This window comes from Leisingera sp. ANG-M1, from assembly GCF_000813745.1.
Taxonomy (GTDB): Bacteria; Pseudomonadota; Alphaproteobacteria; order Rhodobacterales; family Rhodobacteraceae; genus Leisingera.
This window is the reverse complement of record NZ_JWLC01000074.1, coordinates 1,182-1,671: the sequence shown is the minus strand read 5'-3', so window position 1 is coordinate 1,671 and position 490 is coordinate 1,182. Positions and strand designations below refer to the sequence as shown.

Below are 490 nucleotides of genomic sequence, written 5' to 3'. Positions count from 1 at the left end.
GCTTGCGCCCAATGCGTTACGTGGTGACCGGCGACGGGCTGGTGATCGCCGGTTCCGAGGCCGGCATGGTGCCGATTGACGAGGCTACTGTGGTCGAAAAGGGCGCGCTGGGCCCGGGCCAGATGCTGGCCGTCGATATGCAGAAGGGCAAGCTCTACAACGACACCCAGATCAAGGACAAACTGGCGCGCGCCCTGCCGTTCGGCGACTGGGTGCAGCGGATCAACGATCTGGACGCGACCCTGGCCAGCGCCACCGAACAGCCGCTGTTCAGCGGCGAGGAACTGCGCCGCCGCCAGATTGCAGCCGGTTACTCGATTGAGGAGCTGGAGCAGATCCTGGCGCCGATGGCCGAGGACGGCAAGGAATCGCTGGCCTCGATGGGCGATGACACCCCGTCGGCAGTGCTGTCGAAGATGTACCGCCCGCTGAGCCATTTCTTCCGGCAGAACTTCTCCCAGGTAACCAACCCGCCGATCGACTCTCTGCG

General features: G+C 64.9%; 1 protein-coding gene. It reads left to right on the top strand.

Going from position 1 to position 490, the window contains the following annotated elements; translation table 11 throughout:
* Window positions 1–490 (top strand): glutamate synthase central domain-containing protein (locus RA19_RS25415; RefSeq protein WP_275041759.1); only part of this gene is annotated, 490 nt, incomplete at both ends.